Origin of the sequence: Pedobacter puniceum, assembly GCF_009674685.1 — a bacterium.
GTDB classification, from domain to species: Bacteria; Bacteroidota; Bacteroidia; order Sphingobacteriales; family Sphingobacteriaceae; genus Pseudopedobacter; species Pseudopedobacter puniceum.
Map to the genome: position 1 here is coordinate 1 of NZ_WKJI01000001.1, position 18,984 is coordinate 18,984.

17 protein-coding genes and 1 rRNA gene are annotated in these 18,984 nt (G+C 33.9%); 12 read left to right on the plus strand and 6 right to left on the minus strand.

The window, feature by feature from the left end; all coding sequences use genetic code 11:
• Nucleotides 1–2: 2 nt before the first annotated feature.
• A 5S ribosomal RNA gene (gene rrf / locus GJJ64_RS00005) occupies nt 3–111 on the plus strand.
• 391 nt (nt 112–502) lie between these two features.
• On the opposite strand, the gene GJJ64_RS00010 is transcribed toward rrf, so the two are convergent.
• The 3 genes from GJJ64_RS00010 to GJJ64_RS00020 form a co-directional block, all read right to left on the minus strand.
• A complete protein-coding gene (locus GJJ64_RS00010) occupies nt 503–1,483 on the minus strand; it encodes an acyl-ACP desaturase (RefSeq protein ID WP_154285759.1) in 981 nt (326 codons plus the stop codon).
• A gap of 161 nt (nt 1,484–1,644) precedes the next feature.
• Nucleotides 1,645–3,912: an aconitate hydratase gene (locus GJJ64_RS00015; protein WP_154285760.1), complete on the minus strand. Its 2,268-nt coding sequence runs from the start codon at nt 3,910–3,912 to the stop codon at nt 1,645–1,647.
• Nucleotides 3,913–4,099: 187 nt separating this feature from the next.
• Nucleotides 4,100–4,723 carry a polysaccharide deacetylase family protein gene (locus GJJ64_RS00020; RefSeq protein ID WP_154285761.1) on the minus strand — a complete coding sequence of 208 codons (624 nt, stop codon included), beginning with the start codon at nt 4,721–4,723 and terminating at the stop codon, nt 4,100–4,102.
• 46 nt (nt 4,724–4,769) lie between these two features.
• Between GJJ64_RS00020 and GJJ64_RS00025 the strand changes: the two genes are divergently transcribed.
• The 7 genes from GJJ64_RS00025 to GJJ64_RS00055 all read left to right on the plus strand — a co-directional run bounded on the left by GJJ64_RS00025 (nt 4,770) and on the right by GJJ64_RS00055 (nt 10,962).
• Nucleotides 4,770–6,146, plus strand: a complete 1,377-nt coding sequence (locus GJJ64_RS00025; protein WP_154285762.1) for a TolC family protein — start codon at nt 4,770–4,772, stop codon at nt 6,144–6,146.
• An 11-nt stretch (nt 6,147–6,157) separates the two neighbouring features.
• On the plus strand, nt 6,158–7,492 hold the full coding sequence (locus GJJ64_RS00030; protein WP_154285763.1) for an efflux RND transporter periplasmic adaptor subunit: 1,335 nt from the start codon (nt 6,158–6,160) through the stop codon (nt 7,490–7,492).
• 114 nt (nt 7,493–7,606) lie between these two features.
• Nucleotides 7,607–8,614 carry an NAD(P)H-dependent glycerol-3-phosphate dehydrogenase gene (locus GJJ64_RS00035; RefSeq protein ID WP_154285764.1) on the plus strand — a complete coding sequence of 336 codons (1,008 nt, stop codon included), beginning with the start codon at nt 7,607–7,609 and terminating at the stop codon, nt 8,612–8,614.
• Nucleotides 8,615–8,780: 166 nt separating this feature from the next.
• Nucleotides 8,781–9,659, plus strand: a complete 879-nt coding sequence (gene sucD, locus GJJ64_RS00040) for a succinate--CoA ligase subunit alpha (RefSeq protein WP_154285765.1) — start codon at nt 8,781–8,783, stop codon at nt 9,657–9,659.
• A gap of 114 nt (nt 9,660–9,773) precedes the next feature.
• Entirely contained in the window at nt 9,774–10,142 is a 369-nt protein-coding gene (locus GJJ64_RS00045; protein ID WP_229655415.1) for a methionine-R-sulfoxide reductase, read from the plus strand.
• 65 nt (nt 10,143–10,207) lie between these two features.
• A complete protein-coding gene (locus GJJ64_RS00050; RefSeq protein WP_154285766.1) occupies nt 10,208–10,591 on the plus strand; it encodes a septal ring lytic transglycosylase RlpA family protein in 384 nt (127 codons plus the stop codon).
• 14 nt (nt 10,592–10,605) lie between these two features.
• Nucleotides 10,606–10,962: a septal ring lytic transglycosylase RlpA family protein gene (locus GJJ64_RS00055; protein WP_154285767.1), complete on the plus strand. Its 357-nt coding sequence runs from the start codon at nt 10,606–10,608 to the stop codon at nt 10,960–10,962.
• Here the strand turns inward: GJJ64_RS00055 and GJJ64_RS00060 are convergent, their stop codons facing one another.
• Together GJJ64_RS00060 and truA are read right to left on the minus strand one after the other, a co-directional pair.
• Complete coding sequence (locus GJJ64_RS00060; protein WP_154285768.1) at nt 10,963–12,750, minus strand: ABC transporter ATP-binding protein; 1,788 nt, start codon at nt 12,748–12,750, stop codon at nt 10,963–10,965. It lies immediately after the preceding gene.
• Nucleotides 12,750–13,529 carry a tRNA pseudouridine(38-40) synthase TruA gene (truA, locus tag GJJ64_RS00065; protein ID WP_317162883.1) on the minus strand — a complete coding sequence of 260 codons (780 nt, stop codon included), beginning with the start codon at nt 13,527–13,529 and terminating at the stop codon, nt 12,750–12,752. The genes GJJ64_RS00060 and truA overlap by 1 nt, the downstream gene beginning before the upstream one ends.
• A gap of 132 nt (nt 13,530–13,661) precedes the next feature.
• Here truA and GJJ64_RS00070 point away from each other — a divergent pair, with 132 nt between their 5' ends.
• Nucleotides 13,662–14,123 (plus strand): DUF4293 domain-containing protein, encoded by a 462-nt coding sequence (locus GJJ64_RS00070; protein WP_154285769.1) that lies wholly within the window; start codon nt 13,662–13,664, stop codon nt 14,121–14,123.
• A 57-nt stretch (nt 14,124–14,180) separates the two neighbouring features.
• Here the strand turns inward: GJJ64_RS00070 and GJJ64_RS00075 are convergent, their stop codons facing one another.
• Nucleotides 14,181–14,471, minus strand: coding sequence for a hypothetical protein (locus GJJ64_RS00075; RefSeq protein WP_154285770.1), 291 nt, complete (start codon nt 14,469–14,471; stop codon nt 14,181–14,183).
• A 288-nt stretch (nt 14,472–14,759) separates the two neighbouring features.
• Here GJJ64_RS00075 and GJJ64_RS00080 point away from each other — a divergent pair, with 288 nt between their 5' ends.
• The 3 genes from GJJ64_RS00080 to fabG all read left to right on the plus strand — a co-directional run bounded on the left by GJJ64_RS00080 (nt 14,760) and on the right by fabG (nt 18,841).
• Nucleotides 14,760–16,007, plus strand: a complete 1,248-nt coding sequence (locus tag GJJ64_RS00080; RefSeq protein WP_195759193.1) for a T9SS type A sorting domain-containing protein — start codon at nt 14,760–14,762, stop codon at nt 16,005–16,007.
• A gap of 115 nt (nt 16,008–16,122) precedes the next feature.
• On the plus strand, nt 16,123–17,961 hold the full coding sequence (locus tag GJJ64_RS00085; RefSeq protein WP_154285772.1) for a DEAD/DEAH box helicase: 1,839 nt from the start codon (nt 16,123–16,125) through the stop codon (nt 17,959–17,961).
• 136 nt (nt 17,962–18,097) lie between these two features.
• Nucleotides 18,098–18,841, plus strand: a complete 744-nt coding sequence (gene fabG / locus GJJ64_RS00090) for a 3-oxoacyl-[acyl-carrier-protein] reductase (RefSeq protein WP_154285773.1) — start codon at nt 18,098–18,100, stop codon at nt 18,839–18,841.
• Nucleotides 18,842–18,984: the final 143 nt, after the last annotated feature.

The window sequence follows — 18,984 nt, forward strand, 5'->3', positions numbered from 1 at the left end:
CAGGTGTCTATATCGATGGTGTCCACCTCTTCCCATTCCGAACAGAGAAGTTAAGCCCATCAGAGCCAATGGTACTGCAGTAAAATGTGGGAGAGTAGGTCGATGCCGACTTTTATTAAATAAATAAACATAAAGCTCTTGATAGAAATATCAAGAGCTTTTGTGTTTGTATAGGCGATGCTTACGATACCGTAATATACTATACTATACTACTCTATACTAAGGGTATACATAAATCTAAGCAACCATCCTAAATATATCACCCTTAAAGCTTCAAACTTCTGAAAGCTGTGAAGCTTTTACTGTTCATGAAACTTGATTATAATAATATCAAGGCTCTTAATAAGATTAGCTGTGTGATATCCTTATCAATAGGAATAAGAGAACTCGCTTTTATAGGGATTTAACTTGATATAGTATTAAGATTATATATAAATCAAAAGCCAGTACTTTTTTGAGATACTGGCTTTATTCATAAGTAGATATAAGTATTTTGAAATGGCTATAAAATCCAACTAAATTTATATTCTAAAGATGGAGCTTTGATTCTATCAGCTATTCTTAAAAGTCTATCAGGTAATTTCATGAGGTATTCTCTTGCTTTCTCTCCGGCTTCATTTAAGTCTGTAACTTCTTCAATTTTCCAATCAACAATAAGTTCTTTAAGTATATCAACATAATCTATAGCTGTATATACTCCTAGTCTTTGTGCTGCATCAGTAAAATGACCGAATGTTTGCCCCATTTTAACGCCTATCTCTCTTAAAAAATGAGCTGGCATTACAATTTTCTTCTTCATCATGTCTTCAAAAGCAATCATTACCTCACTAGCATCTACTTCAAATGCTTTGCTTATGAAAGCTTTGTAAGCTTTTGCGTGTCTTGCTTCATCTGACGCAATTACTCCACACATTTTAGACAATAATTTATCACCAGCTTGTTTTGCTAAACTAGCGACTCTTCTATGAGAGACGTTAGTCGCCATTTCTTGAAAGGATGTATAAATAAAGTTTCTGTAAGGATCGTTACCAGTTCCAATATCAAAGCCATCTTGAATTAAATATTGGGTTGAAGCTTCCATCATTCTCATGTTAACGCGGCCTGATAAATAAAGGTATTTATTTAATAAGTCTCCGTGTCTGTTTTCTTCAGCTGTCCAAGCTCTTACCCATTTCATCCAACCTCCTTGTTCATTTCTAGAAACATCGTCTACCATAGTTAACCATGATTCGTAGGTTGGTAATGCTTCTTCAGTAATGGTATCGCCAATTAAAACAGCTAATAAGTCGTAAGAAATTTCTTTTGTATTGCGTTGTAGTTCTTTTACTTCATCAAAAAAAGTCTCTTTACTAGAGTCTGGCAAAAAGTCTGCGGGTTGCCACATCTCTTCAACAGGTTTTAAATATTCAGACATTTCATTTAACATGAAAGGTTCTAAATATGTCATTACTTCTTTTCTTGATCCTACTGGTAATTCTAGCATAAAAAATATTGATATTATATTCAAATATAAGCATCTAGCTTAAGATAATAGATAAGAAGTTTAATTTATTAAAGTAATGAATTGATTACATCGGTAAACTAATAAAATTGTATAAAAAAGGCTACTAAAAATAGTAGCCTTTAAAATTTATTTAAGAGGAATTAAGCTCCCATATTTTTTCTGATGATGTTTAATGCACCACCTGCTTTAAACCACTCTATTTGTTGTTCATTATACGTGTGGTTTACTTCTAATGTATCTGTAGTCCCATTCGAATGATTTAATACTATTTGAAGTGGTTTGCCTGGAATAAAATCATTTAAGCCAATGATATCAATTGAATCATCTTCTTGAACTTTATCGTAATCAGCAGGATTAGCAAATGTTAAAGCTAACATTCCTTGCTTTTTAAGGTTAGTTTCATGTATACGAGCAAAAGATTTAACCAATATAGCTCTTACGCCTAAGTGACGAGGTTCCATAGCTGCATGTTCTCTTGACGAACCTTCGCCATAATTTTCATCACCAACTACGATAGAACCGATACCAGCAGCTTTATATGCTCTTTGTGTAGCTGGAACTGGACCATATTCTCCTGTTAATTGATTTTTAACTGTATCAGCTTTATCATTAAAGAAGTTGATAGCACCGATAAGCATATTGTTAGAAATATTATCTAAGTGACCACGGAATTTTAACCAAGGACCAGCCATAGAAATATGATCTGTGGTACATTTTCCTTTAGCCTTTATTAAAAGTTTTAAAGCTTTAAGATCTGTACCTTCCCAAGCTTTAAAAGGATCTAATAATTGTAGTCTTGATGATTTTGGATCTACAAGTACTTCAACTTTACTTCCATCTTCTGCTGGAGCTTGGTAACCTGCGTCTTCAACTGCAAATCCTTTAGTTGGTAGTTCCCATCCTTTAGGTTCGTCAAGTTTAACTTGCTCACCTTTTTCGTTTGTTAAAGTATCAGTTAAGGGGTTGAATGTTAAATCACCGGCAATTGCTAATGCAGTAACCATTTCTGGAGAGGCAACAAAAGCATGAGTATTTGGGTTACCATCAGCTCTTTTTGCGAAGTTACGGTTGAAGGAAGTGATTATAGAGTTTTTTTCTTGTTTTTCTGCGCCATGGCGAGCCCATTGACCAATACAAGGACCACAAGCGTTTGCTAAAACAACTCCACCCATTTTGCCGAATGTATCTAAGAAACCATCACGATCTACTGTATATCTTACTTGTTCTGAACCTGGAGTGATTGTATATTCTGATTTAGCAATTAAGTTTTTATCAATTGCTTGTTGCGCAAGAGATGCTGCTCTAGAAATATCTTCGTAAGAAGAGTTCGTACAAGATCCAATTAAACCAACATCTAATTTTGCTGGCCATCCGTTTTCTTTAACGGCTGCTGCAAATTTAGAAATAGGCCAAGCCAAATCAGGAGTGAAAGGACCATTGATGTGTGGTTCTAATTCTGATAAATTAATTTCAATTACTTGATCAAAATATTGCTCAGGATTGTTGTAAACTTCGTCATCACCAGTTAAATGTTCTTTAACTGCATTTGCTAATTCGGCGATATCAGCTCTAGCTGTATTTCTTAAATAAGCTTCTGATTTTTCATCATAACCAAAAATTGAAGTTGTTGCGCCAATTTCTGCACCCATGTTACAGATAGTACCTTTACCTGTTGCAGATAAAGAGCGGGCACCTTCTCCAAAATATTCAACAATATAACCTGTACCACCTTTTACAGTTAAGATTCCTGCTACTTTAAGAATAACGTCTTTAGCAGAAGTCCAACCAGAAAGTTTTCCAGTTAATTTAATACCTATTAATTTAGGGAATTTAAGCTCCCAAGCTAAACCTGCCATTACATCACATGCATCTGCACCACCAACACCAATAGCAATCATTCCTAAACCGCCAGCATTAGGTGTGTGAGAATCTGTACCAATCATCATACCACCAGGGAAAGCATAGTTTTCTAGAACTACTTGGTGAATAATACCAGCACCTGGTTTCCAAAATCCTAAACCATATTTATTAGAAACAGAAGAAAGGAAATCGTAAACTTCTTTATTTTGGATATTGGCAGTTGCTAAGTCTTTATCAGCACCAACTTCTGCTTGTATTAAGTGGTCACAATGAACGGTTGAAGGAACTGCAACTTTTGGTCTGCCTGCTTGCATAAATTGCAATAATGCCATTTGTGCGGTAGCATCTTGCATAGCCACACGGTCTGGTGCAAAATCAACGTAATCTGTACCTCTTTTAAAGGCTGTACTAGCGTTTCCGTCCCAAAGGTGAGCGTAAAGAATTTTCTCTGTTAAAGTTAAAGGTTTGCCTACAACTTTACGGGCAGCATCAACTTTGCTTCCGTAGTTGCTGTAAACCTTTTTGATCATGTCTAAATCAAATGCCATGTTATTGAATTGATTATAAGTTTAATATACGTTTCTATGTTGGGCGGCTAATTTACAAAAAAAAGCACTTTAGAATGCCATTTATATGTACTTTTATTATTTATATAGAGTCTAAATAGGGGATATTTCAAATATTAGAGCAGATTTTTTGAAAACTCTAAAAATAATTTATTGATACGGTGAGAATTTAGTGGATTGAGTGAAATTCATATCCTTGAGCCTGCCAATGTGCTAAAGCTTTTGGTAGGGTGTATTTAAGTCTGTCAAATGCTTTTAAACTATCATGAAAAACCACTATAGAACCGTTTTTTGTGTGTTTTAAAACATTATTAAGGCATTTTTCTGGAGATAGTTGTGTATCAAAATCTCCACTTAAAACATCCCACATGATAATTTTTTGATTTTTGATTTTTGATTCTAGATTTTTGATTTGAGATTTTTTAATTCTTCCATAAGGAGGTCTGAATAAATCTGTTTGAGTTAACTCTTGGCATTTTAGAATATTATCAAGGTATTTTTTGTTGTCTGATTTCCAGCCGTTGAGATGGTTGTAAGTGTGATTTCCTATAGCATGTCCATCAGCTTTAAGCTGAAAAAATATATCTTGATGTTTGTTGATATTATCTCCAATACAAAAGAATGTGGCTTTTGCATTAAACTTTTTTAAAATTTCTAGTACAAATGGTGTAACAATAGGTATGGGTCCGTCGTCAAACGTGAGATAAATGATTTTTTTATCTCTGGATTTATTCCAAATTAAATTTTGGGGATAGAACTTTTTTAATAACCACGGTGTTTTTACCAGATACATTGCTTAAGATTGTTAAGTAATTGCAAGCAAAGATGAAAATATAAATATGAAATATATCAATCAGATTTCTGTTCATTCTAAAAACTTATTCATATTAGTTTTAGCGTTGACAATAGGATATTATAATTCGAATGCACAAGAGTCACCACAGAAAGTAGATTTGAAAGCTGTTTTAGAATCAGCCTTAGCTAATAATCTTCAAATTAAACAAGCACAATTTCAAGAAGCTGTGACAGACGAGAATTTTAAACAAAGCAGGTATCAATTATTGCCTAATTTAAATGGAAGTGTATCTGCTAATAAACAATACGGTTTATTTTTTGACCAAACTGCTGGTACTTTAATAAACGGTAGTACAGATGCTGCAAATGCTAGTTTATCCTCAAATTTATTGGTGTTTAATGGTTTTAGGCTGCAAAATCAAATAAAGCAGAATAAGAATTTATTAATGGCAGATAAGAGTAATGTAGAAAAAGTGAAGAATGATTTGACTTTAACTGTTATTAATACTTATTTACAAGCACTTACAAACAGAGATTTAATAACTGCATCGCAACAACAAGTAGATTTATCGAAAGCACAGTTAAATGTTGAGCAGCGAAATTTTGATGTTGGAAATAAAACCTTAGCAGATTTGTCTCAAGCTAAGGCACAATTAGCAACTAATGAGCTCAATTTAACTAATGCCCAAAATGCTTATGATTTATCAATCCTAGATTTAAAGCAGTTGATGGAGATTAATCCAGAAACACAAATAGAGCTTGTTGTACCAACACTACCAGAACTTTCGAGTGTAACTAAGAATTACACGGGTAAAGAAGTATTTGATCAAGCTATTAATAACTATCCAGATATAAAGTTAGCCAAGTATAATTCTGAAGCCTTTAAGTATGGGGTAAAAGCAGCAAAGGGAGGTTTATATCCATCTTTAGGTGTTGGGGGGCAGCTGTTTAATAGCTATTCTAGTAATGCTGTTGACTTCACAACTAGGAGAAGACTAGGTTTTTCAGATCAAATAGATCGAAATTTTTTACAGGTTATAGGTCTGAATCTTCAAATTCCAATATTTGATAATTACAGGAATAGATCATCATTAAACATCGCCAAAATAAGATATCAAGATGCTTTAGTAACAGAACAACTTGCTAAAAACAATTTGAATAAAATCATTAACCAAGCAGTTTTAGATTTACGATCGGCAGAGAAAAGATATGTTTCTACACAATCAAGTTTAACTTCTTCTCAGGATGCATTTGAAGTTATCAAGAAAAGATATGATGTAGGTTTGGCTAATGCTATAGAATTAAATACATCTCAAACTAACTATAATAAAGCTCAGTTTGATTTTATACAAGCAAAATACGATTTACTTTTTAGAGCAAAGGTTATCGACTTTTATTTAGGAAATCCTATCAACTTATAAGATAAATAGAAATGAATAAAAAATTAAGAAATATACTAATTGCTTTAGGTGTAGTAGCCATAGCATTAATTGTAAGTAAGAAAATGGGCTGGATAGGTAAGCCTAAAACAGTACAGGTAGCAGTTACAAAAGTAGAAGTTAAAGATGTTATTGAGACAGTTTCTGCAAGTGGAAAAATACAGCCAGAAGTAGAAGTAAAGCTTAGTCCAGAAGTTTCAGGCGAAATTGTTGAACTCAATGTTAAAGAAGGAGATATTGTAAAAAAAGGGCAGCTTTTATGTAAAATAAAGCCTGATATTTTAGCTTCTGGTTACGAGCGTACCGTAGCTTCTTACAATGCACAAAAAGCTACAGTTGCCAGTGCACAGCAGCAAATTGTACAAGCACAGGCTAATTTCAAAAATATTGAAGCCAGATATAAGAGAAATCAAACTCTTTATAAAGAAAAAGTAATATCAGCAGCAGAATTTGATGCTGTACAAGCAGAATATTTGACTGCAAAATCTAACTTAGAGACGGCTAAACAAAATCTTATTGGAGCAAAATTTGGCTTAGAGCAGTCAGGAGCAGTTGTGAAAGAAGCTAGTGATAACTTAGCCCGTACTAATATTTATGCACCCGTTGATGGAGTGGTTTCTAAACTTTCTGTAGAAAGAGGAGAGCGTGTTGTTGGAACTGCACAAATGACAGGTACTGAGATTATGACCATAGCTAACCTAAATAGCATGGAAGTTAATGTTGATGTAAATGAGAATGATATTAACAGACTAAGTTTGGGAGATACCGCTATCATTGAGGTAGATGCTTTTTTAGATAAAAAATTTAAAGGTATTGTAACAGAAATTGCAAGTTCTGCAAATGTGGTTGGTGAAACGGCAGATCAAGTAACTAATTTTAAAGTTAAGATTAGAATTCTTAAAGAATCTTATCAGAATTTAGGTCAACAAAATGCAGATGTTTCTCCTTTTAGACCTGGTTTATCCGCAACGGTAGATATCCAAACAGAAAAAACTAAAGGTTTGGTTATTCCTATACAAAGTGTAACGGTAAGGCAAGAAGAAAATAAAGATGACAAGGAGGATGGACCAAGTAATAACGATGAGAAAAAGGAAAAAAGTAAAGAAAAACCTAAGGAATATGTTTTTATTGTAGAGAATGGTTTAGCTAAACAAATAGCTGTTAAAACCAGTATTCAGGATGATCAAAATATAATTGTTTTGTCTGGCTTAAAAGCTGGTCAACAAGTTATTAGCGCTCCTTACTCGGCTATTTCAAAAACATTGAAAGATAAAACAGAAGTTGAGGTAGTTGATAAATCTAAGCTTTTTAATACCGAAAAGAAGTAGTAACAAATAAATGACTTGCAGTTAGCGATGATTTGATTATCGAGGAAAATCTGTAATTTGTCCCGTTCTGATTAAAGAGCGGGACATTTTTATTTATAAACCATTTATTCAGCAATGCAGGATAAGTTAAACAGAATAGCAGTTATAGGTGGAGGTAGTTGGGCAACAGCAATAGTGAAGATGCTGAGCGACAATTTCTTAGAAAAAGAAATCTATTGGTGGATGAGAAGTGAAGATGCTGCTGAGCATATTCGTAAATACAAGCATAATCCTAACTATTTATCATCTGTAGAAATTAAAGTTGATGCAGCTCATATCCATACTGATATTAGAAAGGCCATTAAAAACGCACAAATCTTATTGTTAAATGTGCCAGCCGCATTTCTTAAAGACGCTTTCGCTGATTTAACCCCTAAAGATTTAAAAGGTAAGAAAATTATATCGGCAATAAAGGGGATTGTTCCTGATGAAAATCAAATCATTGCTGAGTTTATTCATCATAAATACGAAATTCCTTTTCAGGATATTGTTGTCATAAGTGGCCCTTGCCATGCAGAAGAAGTTGCTTTAGAGAAATTGTCTTATCTAACTATTGCTTCTCCGGATTTGCAATTGGCAGAATTGTTTGCTTCTCAAATTAAAAACCGATATATCAAAACTATTGTTTCTGATGATATTTACGGAACAGAATACGCTGCTGTTTTAAAGAATATTTATGCCGTAGCTAGCGGTATTTGCCATGGAATAGGGTATGGAGATAACTTCCAAGCGGTATTAATATCTAATGCTATAAGAGAAATCGGAAGGTTTGTTGCTGCCATTCATCCAATTGATAGAGACATTAAAGAATCTGCTTATTTAGGAGACCTGATGGTAACCGCCTACTCTCAGTTTAGTAGAAACAGAACTTTTGGAAATATGATAGGGAAGGGGTATACTGTAAAATCTGCTCAGCTAGAAATGAATATGATAGCAGAGGGTTATTATGCAGTTAACTCTATTCATCAAATTAATAAAACCTATAAAGTGAATATGCCTATTGCTAGGGCTGTTTACGCTATTCTTTATGAAAAACATTCACCTCATATAGAAATGAAATTACTAACAGAGGTTTTAACTTGATGAATTTGAATAGAAAGTAAAAATTACAAAGTTTAAAGACTATTAAATTGTGTTTTTAAGCTGTTTTATCTGTGAAATGCCACAAATTATTTTTTTATAAAGTTATTTGTCAAATCTTTTGTGGTTTTAGCCGATTATCTTAGTTTTGCGATACAAAAAATTGACCATGAGTGTACTTGTAAATAAAAATTCGAAAGTTATTGTTCAAGGTTTTACCGGAAATGAGGGTACTTACCACGCTATCCAAATGATTGAGTACGGAACTAACGTTGTTGGAGGTGTTACACCAGGAAAAGGTGGACAAACTCATTTAGATAAACCAGTATTTAATACTGTTAAAGAGGCAGTAGAAAAAGCTGGTGCAGATGTGTCTATCATTTTCGTACCGCCTGCATTTGCGGCAGATGCTATTATGGAAGCTGCTGAAGCAGGAATTAAAGTTATTGTTTGTATTACTGAAGGTATCCCAACCAAGGATATGATTCAGGTGAAAGAATATATTGCAGATAAAGATTGCCGTTTAATTGGCCCTAACTGTCCAGGTATCATCACTGCTGATGAAGCTAAAATAGGTATCATGCCAGGTTTTATCTTCAAAAAAGGTAATGTTGGTGTAGTTTCTAAATCTGGTACTTTAACTTATGAGGCAGTAGACCAAGTAGTAAAAGCAGGTTTAGGTATTACAACTGCAATTGGTATAGGTGGTGATCCTATCATTGGTACACCAACCAAAGAAGCTGTTGAGTTATTAATGAATGATCCAGATACCCACGGTATCATTATGATTGGTGAAATTGGTGGTGGAATGGAAGCAGAGGCAGCTCGTTGGATTAAAGAACATGGAACAAAGCCAGTAGTTGGTTTTATAGCAGGCCAAACAGCGCCTCCAGGGCGTAGAATGGGCCACGCTGGTGCTATTGTTGGTGGTGCAGAAGATACTGCCGCTGCTAAAATGAAAATCATGAGAGAGTGCGGTATCAGAGTAGTTGAGTCTCCTGCTGGTATTGGTGCTGCAATGGCAGAAGAATTAGCAAAACTTGCATAAACAATAATAATCTAAAATAAACTTTAAAGGCTGGAATCTCATTCCGGCCTTTTTTGTTAAGATTTACCTTATATGCTTTTTGATAAACTTTCGTTATAAATAGTTGTTACATTAATGATGAATTACAATAAACTTACGCCAGAAGAAGAATACATTATTTTACATAAGGGTACCGAAATGCCTTTTACCGGAGTGTATACTAATTTAAAAGATGCAGGAACATATATCTGCAAAAGATGTAATACACCTTTGTATAAATCTGAAGATAAATTTGAATCGCATTGCGGTTGGCCAAGTTTTGATGATGAAATACCCGGAGCTGTAAAAAGAGTAATGGATAGAGATGGTAGAAGGGTAGAAATTGTTTGTGCAAATTGCGAAGGGCATTTAGGTCACGTTTTTGAAGGAGAGCGTTTTACGGCTAAAAATACTCGTCATTGTGTAAATTCTCTAAGTATGATTTTTGTGCCTAAAGAGGGTTAGATTTTTATTTTCGAACTAATTCTTCTATCTTCGGGTAATTTCTAATTATCTGTTAATCAATAAGTATGAAAGTTTTACTTCTTTTAAGTACGTTTTTGCTGATGAATTTCAATAATTCATTTAGTAATGATAAAGAGAAAAATCTAGTACAAAAACAGGTTAGAGCTACCTATTATGCAAGCAAATTTGTTGGCAGAAAAACCAGCAGCGGCCAAGTTTACACGCATGATAAATTTACCGCAGCACATAAAACTTTACCTTTTGGTACCGAGGTAACTGTCGTAAATCCAAAAAACGGAAAATCTGTTGTTGTTGTTGTAAATGATAGAGGTCCTTTTGGAAAAGGTTTGGCTATTGATTTGTCACAATCTGCAGCAAAAGAGATAGGTATAATGGGGCAAGGTATTGCAACGGTAGAAATTTCATACTCTCTTCCAGAGGTAGAATAGAAATCTATAAAAACATGAGGTTATTAAAATTTGTATACTGCTCAAGTGTGCTTAGTTTACTATATGCTTGTTCTCCAAAAGTTTCTCAAACGGGTAAAGCATCTTATTACGCTGATAAGTTTGATGGAAGAAAAACTGCAAGTGGAGAAATATTTAGAAATCAAAAATTAACAGCAGCTCATAAAACACTACCCTTCGGAACAAAAGTTAAAGTAACTAACCTAAATAATGGAAAAACTGTTAAGGTAAGGGTTAATGATAGAGGGCCATTTGTAGCAGGACGTATTATAGATTTATCTAAAAAAGCAGCTAAAAAAATTAAGTTGGATGAAGAAGGGATAGCGAGAGTTAAAATAACCTATAAGAAATAACTATTTAATCTCAATACCGCTAGAGTTAAATTGTAAATCGTAAAGATTTTTATAATAGCCATTTAGTCTAAGTAATTCTTGGTGAGTACCCATTTCTTTAATTTCGCCATGGTCTAAAACAATAATTCTATCGGCATTTTGTATAGTTGATAAACGATGAGCAATAACGATAGAAGTTCTGCCTTGCATCAGTTTCTCTATAGCTTGTTGAATTAGAATTTCTGTTTCTGTGTCTACAGAGGAAGTGGCTTCATCTAAAACCAAAATTTTAGGGTCGTAAACTAAGGCCCTAATAAAAGAAATTAATTGTGCTTGTCCAGAAGATAAAGTAGCACCTCTTTCTTGTACCTGATAATCATAATCGCCAGGTAGGCGCATAATAAAATCATGCGCACCAACATCTTTTGCGGCAGCTATAATTTTTTGTCTACTAATAGCCGGATTTTTTAGGGTAATGTTATTAGCGATGGTATCAGAAAATAAAAACACATCTTGTAAAACCGTAGCTATTTGGTTTCTTAAATAAGTAAGCTCAAAATCTTTAATGTTAATACCATCTATTTTAACGCTTCCTTTACTAATTTCATAAAACCTATTCAAGATATTGATGGTTGATGATTTTCCTGCTCCTGTGGCACCAACAAGTGCTAAAGTTTCTCCTTCTTTAACTTCAAAAGAAATGTTTTTTAATATCCAATCTTCATCATCAATAGTAGATTGATTTTGTTGATAAGAAAACCAAACATTTGTGAACTCAATTTCTCCTTTTAAACTCTGTGGTGCTAACTTACCTTCATTAACCGTTTGTTCTTGGGTATCCAAAACTTTAAAAATTCTGTCTGCACCAACCATACCCATTTGTAAGGTGTTAAACTTATCAGCCAGTTCTCTGATAGGCCTAAACAACATATTAACATACATGATAAAGGCTACTACAACTCCGGCAGAAATCTCATTATTAAGAATACTTTTAGAGCCGTACCAAACCAATAAACCAATAGAAAGAGCAGAAATAATCTCTACCACTGGGAAAAATATTGAATAATACCAATTAGAACGGATATGAGCATCGCGGTGCACCGCATTTATAGCTTTAAATTTTTTATATTCTTGATCTTCTCTGGCAAAATATCTGATGATACTAATACCGCTTATATGTTCTTGTAAAAAAGTATTGAGTTGCGCTACCTGAGTTCTAACATCCTGAAAAGCAGATTTTATAGCTTCTTTAAAGATATAAGTAGCTAACATTAACAAAGGCATCGGGATTAAAACAATCAAAGTAAGTTTCCAATCGGTGTATAACATCACCCCGATAATGGTAACCAGTTGTAAAATATCTCCAATAATAACAATTAAACCTTCAGAAAAAATATCGGCAATGGTTTCTAAATCAGATACGGTGCGGGTTATAAGTTGCCCTAATGGAGTTTTATCAAAATATTTTAATCTGAGTTGGGTTAGATGATTAAATACATCCTTTCTCAAATCTTTAATTACTGATTGCCCAAGCGTATTAGTTAAAAAAGTATGGTAATATTGAATAATGGTTTGAAGGATTAATAAACCAATCAGAATGATGGTCATGTTTATCAATCCCGATTTATTATTGAAAAGGATAAAATCATCAACAGTTTTCTGAATGAGTAGGGGTCTTAGTGGAGCAACCACGGCCAAACTAAGTGTCAGGAAAATAGCTAGATAAAAAAGTCTTTTATAAGGGTTGGTGTATTTGAAAAGCCTCCTAAGTAAGCTCCAGTCGTAAGTTTTTCCAGTTATTTCTGCCATTATTTTTCTTCTTCTATTGCCCTCATGATGTATGGATAATTAACCTCGGTTAAGAAAAGTCCGCAAGCAGGAACAGAAGCACCAGCGGCAGATCTGTTTTTACTTTCTATAACTTCACGCATATAATCAGGTGAGAATTTTTCTCTTCCGATATCGGTTAAAGTGCCTACGATGGCCCTAACCATATTTCTTAAAAATCTATTTGCTGTAATATGGAAGATAATTCCGTCTGCAGTTACTTCCCATTCTGCTCTTGAAACTAAACAGTTATTAGTGAAATTATCGGCATTAGCCTTGCAAAAAGCGCCAAAATCCTCGTATTCTAAAAGATATGACGCTGCAATATTCATTGCTTTAACATCTAAATTTTCTTTTACAAGCCAACTGGTGTATGTTTTGAACGGATTTTTATTAAAATGAATGTGGTATTGATAAGATCTAAAAGTTGCATCAAAACGAGCATGAGCATCTGGCGCAACCGGGTAAATGTGATGAATGGCAATATCATAAGGAAGAAGTGCATTTAAACTTCTCAGGAATTTAAGTTCTTGGTTTTCTAACTCTGTTATATCACAATCAAAATGTGCGAAAAATTGAGAAGCATGTACGCCCGTATCTGTTCTGCCACAGCCTAAAGTTTCTATTTTGCTTTTAAAGTAGATGCTTAAAGCTTCGTCAATTTTTTGCTGAACAGTAATGGCGTTTGGTTGCGTTTGCCAACCATGGTAGTTCATTCCATGGTAGCTTAACTCTAGAAAATATCTATTAACTTGATGCACTTTACAAATTTAATCTAAATAGACGTATCATTTTAGTTGAACTGGCAACATTTATGTAATTTCTTTTATAAACAATTTTAATAAGGCCAGATGTTTTTACATTTGTTTAATTATTTACTTTAAAAAGGTATCATGATACAAAGAATACAAACCGTTTACTTTTTTTTGGCGTCTTTAGCTCTTGCAGCTTTATTTTTATTTCCAATAGCTACCGTTTTTGAAACAGGCGGAGCAAAAAAAATAAGTGTTACTGGGATAACTCAAACCATTGATGGTAATGTGGTGCAAACAGAAAATTTTTTATTGCTTACCATCATTACTGCTTTATTAGCTTTAAACTCATTAGTATTGATATTCCTTTATAAAAACAGAAAGCAGCAAATGATATTTACTTATGTTCATATTGTTGTTGTTATTGCTTATAGTTTTTGGTTATCTCAGACGGTTAAGAATGCAACTAATGCTATATTAGAGATAGGGGATTATGGTATAGGGGTAGGCTTGTCGTCTATAGCGGTTTTATTTTTGGTATTAGCCGCAAAGGGGATTAGAAGAGATGAAAAACTTATAAAGTCTGCAGACAGATTAAGATAGTTTTCATAGATAAAGATTTAAAAGCTGACTCTTGAATATAGAGCCAGCTTTTTTGTTTTAAAGATTTTCTGCAACTAAAACAGGTTCAGGTCCTTTTGGCTCATGTTCAAGCTTTTCTGAAATGGCACAATAACCAGATACACCTCTGTTAAGCAAAGTATAACCTAATGTTAATTCTGTAGCAGCAATAAGTGGATGAGAAAATATATTTCTTAAACCTTTTAGGGCGATATATGTTCCCCCGGCTATAGAAAGTATTCTTTCTGTTTTACTCAAGTTTGTATTAATGTTTTCTTTTAGTAAAGAATCTTCTAAAGTATTCTTTAACTGTTCTACGCTGTTTATCATAAGAAGATGTGTTTTACTTTAGAAATACAATTATAATGCCTAAGACGATTTGCCAAATAGGATGATTTTAATAGAAATAATCAGAGGTTATAAGTTATATAATAGTACTTTTTGTAAAAATAGCGGTTTAATTTTGTTGAGATTAAATATTTAGTGATAAATTATTGAAAATTTTATATAAAATTAATGTTTTCTCTTTATATTTAGCGTCAACTACTCAAACTCTCAAATTTTAAACAAATGAAGAAAATTTTACTCTTTTTTTTAATGTTCTTTAGTGTTAAAGCCATGTCCCAAATATTGGATGATTTTTCGGATGGCAATTTTACATCGAACCCGACTTGGGCTGGTACTACAACTAAGTGGACTATTAGTGCTAATAGCACTGTTTCTATTGGGGCAACAGGCTCAAATACTTTAAGATTAAATGCAGATTCAGAAACATTAGATTATCTAAGCGTACAGAATACATTTTTATGGGGTAGCCAGCAGACATGGGCCTTTTGGTTAGGAAGGAGAGCTCAAGCAGCTACTTCTACCAATAGAACCTTTGTTTGGCTTTACAGTAGCGAATCAGATGTTACCTCAGCAACTATGGATGGTTACAGGATATCCTTCGGCGATAACTCTGGAGCCGATGAAATTGTTTTAGAGAGAGTTGATAATGGTACGGCTACAGTGATTTTAACTAGTACCGGAGGTACAACAAATGGTATAACTGACTTTGGTTTTCAAGTTAGAGTAACTAGAAGTATCAGTGGTGTTTGGAATGTTTATACCTCGACACTTCCAACCATTAATGGTAGTGGAGCTACAGCTTCAGATCCATTAACTACCATAACAACAAATATTTTTCAAGGTTCTACTAACGATAATACTTATTCATCTTTTAATGGCGGATATATCGTACTTGCAGCGCAGCATACTTCTGGAGTGGATGCAATAACAGGTTATGAATTTGATAACTTAAAATTTGAATCAAACGAAAATTCCACTCTTCCCATCCAACTATCCTCTTTTACAGCTCAAGCTATTGATAAAACCATTTTATTAAACTGGGAAACTTTATCAGAAACTAATAATTCAGGTTTTGAGATTGAAAGATCAATAGATGGAAAAAGCTTTATTAAAATTGGCTCAAAAGAAGGCTCTGGAACTACAACAACCTTAACCAAATACCGTTTTGTAGATGAAAATCCTCTGCCTGGTACTAATTATTACAGACTAAAGCAAATAGATTTTGACGGAAAAAGTGAAATATCAGCTATTAAATCAGCAATATCCAATATACCTTTCGCTACTTTAAGTGTTTTACAAAGCGCTAGTGCAGTAACAGCTCAAGTTATATCTCCCGTAAAAGAAAAGGCAAAACTAAGTTTGTTTGATATAAGCGGTAAAGTTTTGGCTCAGCAAGATGTTTTTTTAGAGAGAGGTTTAAACCAGTTTGATTTTAGTCAAAATCTTGTCAGCGGGATATATTTCTTTAAGCTCACAAGCGCTTCAAATCAAGTTAATACAAAGTTTGTGAAGCCATAAAAGTCTTACTTCTGCCTGATACATAAAAGCTATATCAGGCAGAAGTTGCATTTCAGTTATTTAAATTGTATCTTTGCGCCCTATTTGGCAATGTTGCCATATTTTATAAATTATCATGAACCCATTCAATGAATTGGGGATACGACATGATATTGTTAATGCGATAACTGAGTTAGGTTTTACCAACCCAACTCCAATCCAGGAAAGTGCCATTCCAGTTTTGTTATCAGGCAGCAACGATTTTGTCGGATTAGCCCAAACAGGAACAGGAAAGACAGCCGCATTTGGCCTTCCATTATTAGAACTGATCGACTACAGCAAAAATCACCCACAAGCACTTATTCTTTGCCCAACACGTGAACTTTGCTTACAAATCAGTAACGATTTAAAAAATTATTCTAAAAACCTTCCTAATGTTAATGTAGTTGCAGTATACGGTGGTGCAAATATCGTAAACCAATTAAGAGACATTAAAAGAGGCGTACAAATTGTGGTGGCAACACCAGGTCGTATGCTAGACATCCTTAACAGAAAAGCTATAGATTTCTCTCAAGTGAAATATGTAGTTTTAGACGAGGCTGATGAGATGTTAAACATGGGTTTTCAGGATGATATTAACGATATCCTTTCTACTACCCCAGACACAAAGAAAACTTGGTTGTTTTCTGCTACCATGCCTAAAGAGGTAAGAGCTATTGCAAATAATTACATGACCAATCCACATGAGTTAACCATGGGGACAAAAAATACCGGTAATGTTAATATTGAGCATGAGTACTATATTGTAAAAGCTAGAGACAAATACGCAGCTTTTAAACGCATTGTAGATTTTAACCCAGAGATTTTTGGTATTGTATTTTGCCGTACTAAAATAGAAACACAGGAAATTGCAGAGTCTTTAGTAAAAGATGGTTACAATGCCGATTCTTTACACGGAGATTTATCGCAACAACAACGTGATAAAGTAATGAAGCGTTACCGCGATAGAAGTTTGCAATTATTAATTGCTACTGATGTTGCAGCTCGTGGTATTGATGTTAGCGATGTTACCCACGTAATTAATTACTCTTTACCTGATGAGATAGAAAACTATACTCATAGAAGTGGTAGAACAGGAAGAGCTGGAAAAACCGGTGTTTCTATAGCCATTATCAATTCAAAAGAATTATACAAAATACGCCAAATAGAAAAAGTAATTGGTAAGCAATTTACAAAAGCAGAAATTCCAACTGGTTTTGATGTTGTTGAGAAACAATTATTTGGTTTAGTACATAAAGTTCATAATGTAGAGGTTAATGATTCTCAGATAGAACAGTACCTTCCTAGAATTATGGATGAATTTAAGGATATGGATAAAGAAGAAGTCATCAAAAGATTTGCTTCTTTAGAATTTAACCGTTTCTTAGATTATTACAAAAATGCTCCAGATTTAAATACTGTTTCTGATGAGCGTGGCGGTAGAGAAAGAGATGGCGGCAGAGCAGGACAAAGTGGATTTACGCGTTTGTTTATCAATCTTGGTTCTGTTGATGATTTTACCAGAGGAGATCTTTTAGGTTACATCTGCAATAATGCAGGTATTAGCGGTAAATCTGTTGGTAAAATAGACATGAAAGGTGTTTTCTCTTTCTTTGAAGTAGAAAATGAAATTGCAGAAAAAGTAATTGAAGGCTTCAAAAAAGTAGATTTTCACGGTAGAGCAGTAAGAATTGAAGTTTCTGGAGAAGGAAGAAGTGAGAGAAGAGGTGGCGGCGGTCCTAATCGTGGTGGAGATAGAAGAAGCTATGGTGGTGGCAACAGCAGAAGCGCCGGTGGCGAGCGAAGAGAAAGAAACGATAGAGGCGGAGATAGAAATGGTGGTGGATTTAGAGATTTTTCTGGTAAAAGAAAAGAAGGTGGAAGCGGTAGTGGCGAAAGAAGATCTTCTGGTGGAGAAAGAAAAAGAAGATATTAAATTAATATCATCACATAAAATCTAAAATTTAATAACAAAAGGTATTCTTCAATAAGAATGCCTTTTGCTTTTTATATGGTTTGTATGCTTATCAAAAAAAAATGATAATTTCACGCCTTTATCTTAATCAAATAAAATGAAGTTATTACAAGGAAAAACCGCATTAATTACTGGTGCATCTAAAGGAATAGGAAAAAGAATTGCAGAGAAATTTGCAGAGCAAGGTGCAAATGTTGCATTCACATATCTATCATCAGTAGAAAAAGGCGAAGCTTTAGAAAAAGAATTGCAACAATATGGTACGCAAGTAAAAGGTTACCGTTCTGATGCTTCTAAGTTTGCCGAGGCAGAGCAATTGATTAATGCTATTGTTACTGATTTTGGTACCATAGATATTGTTGTTAACAATGCTGGTATTACTAAAGATGGTTTATTAATGCGTATGTCTGAGGAAAATTGGGATGATGTATTGGAAGTAAACTTAAAATCAATTTTTAATACCACAAAAGCAGCATCAAAAATTATGATGAAAAACCGTAGTGGTGTATTCATTAATATGAGTTCTGTAGTTGGTGTGCAAGGAAATGCTGGTCAGTCTAATTATGCAGCATCTAAAGCTGGTATTATAGGTTTCTCTAAATCAATAGCTAAAGAATTAGGTTCTAGAAATATCAGAACCAATGTGGTAGCTCCAGGTTTTATCAGAACAGAAATGACAGCTGTTTTAGATCCAAAAGTTGTAGAAGGGTGGGAAAAGGATATTCCTTTAAAGAGAGCAGGAGAAACAGACGATGTAGCTAATGTTTGTGTTTTCTTAGCTTCTGATATGAGTGCTTACGTAAACGGACAGGTAATTTCTGTTTGTGGTGGTATGTTATAGAAAGTTATAAGTAGAAAGTCAAAGTTATAAGTATTAAGCCGTTATAAGCTTTCAGAAAAATCCCTAGCTAATTGCTAGGGATTTTTTTGTTTAAAATTTGAGCCTAAGTGACTTATGTCACCAAAATACTAATACCATTATTT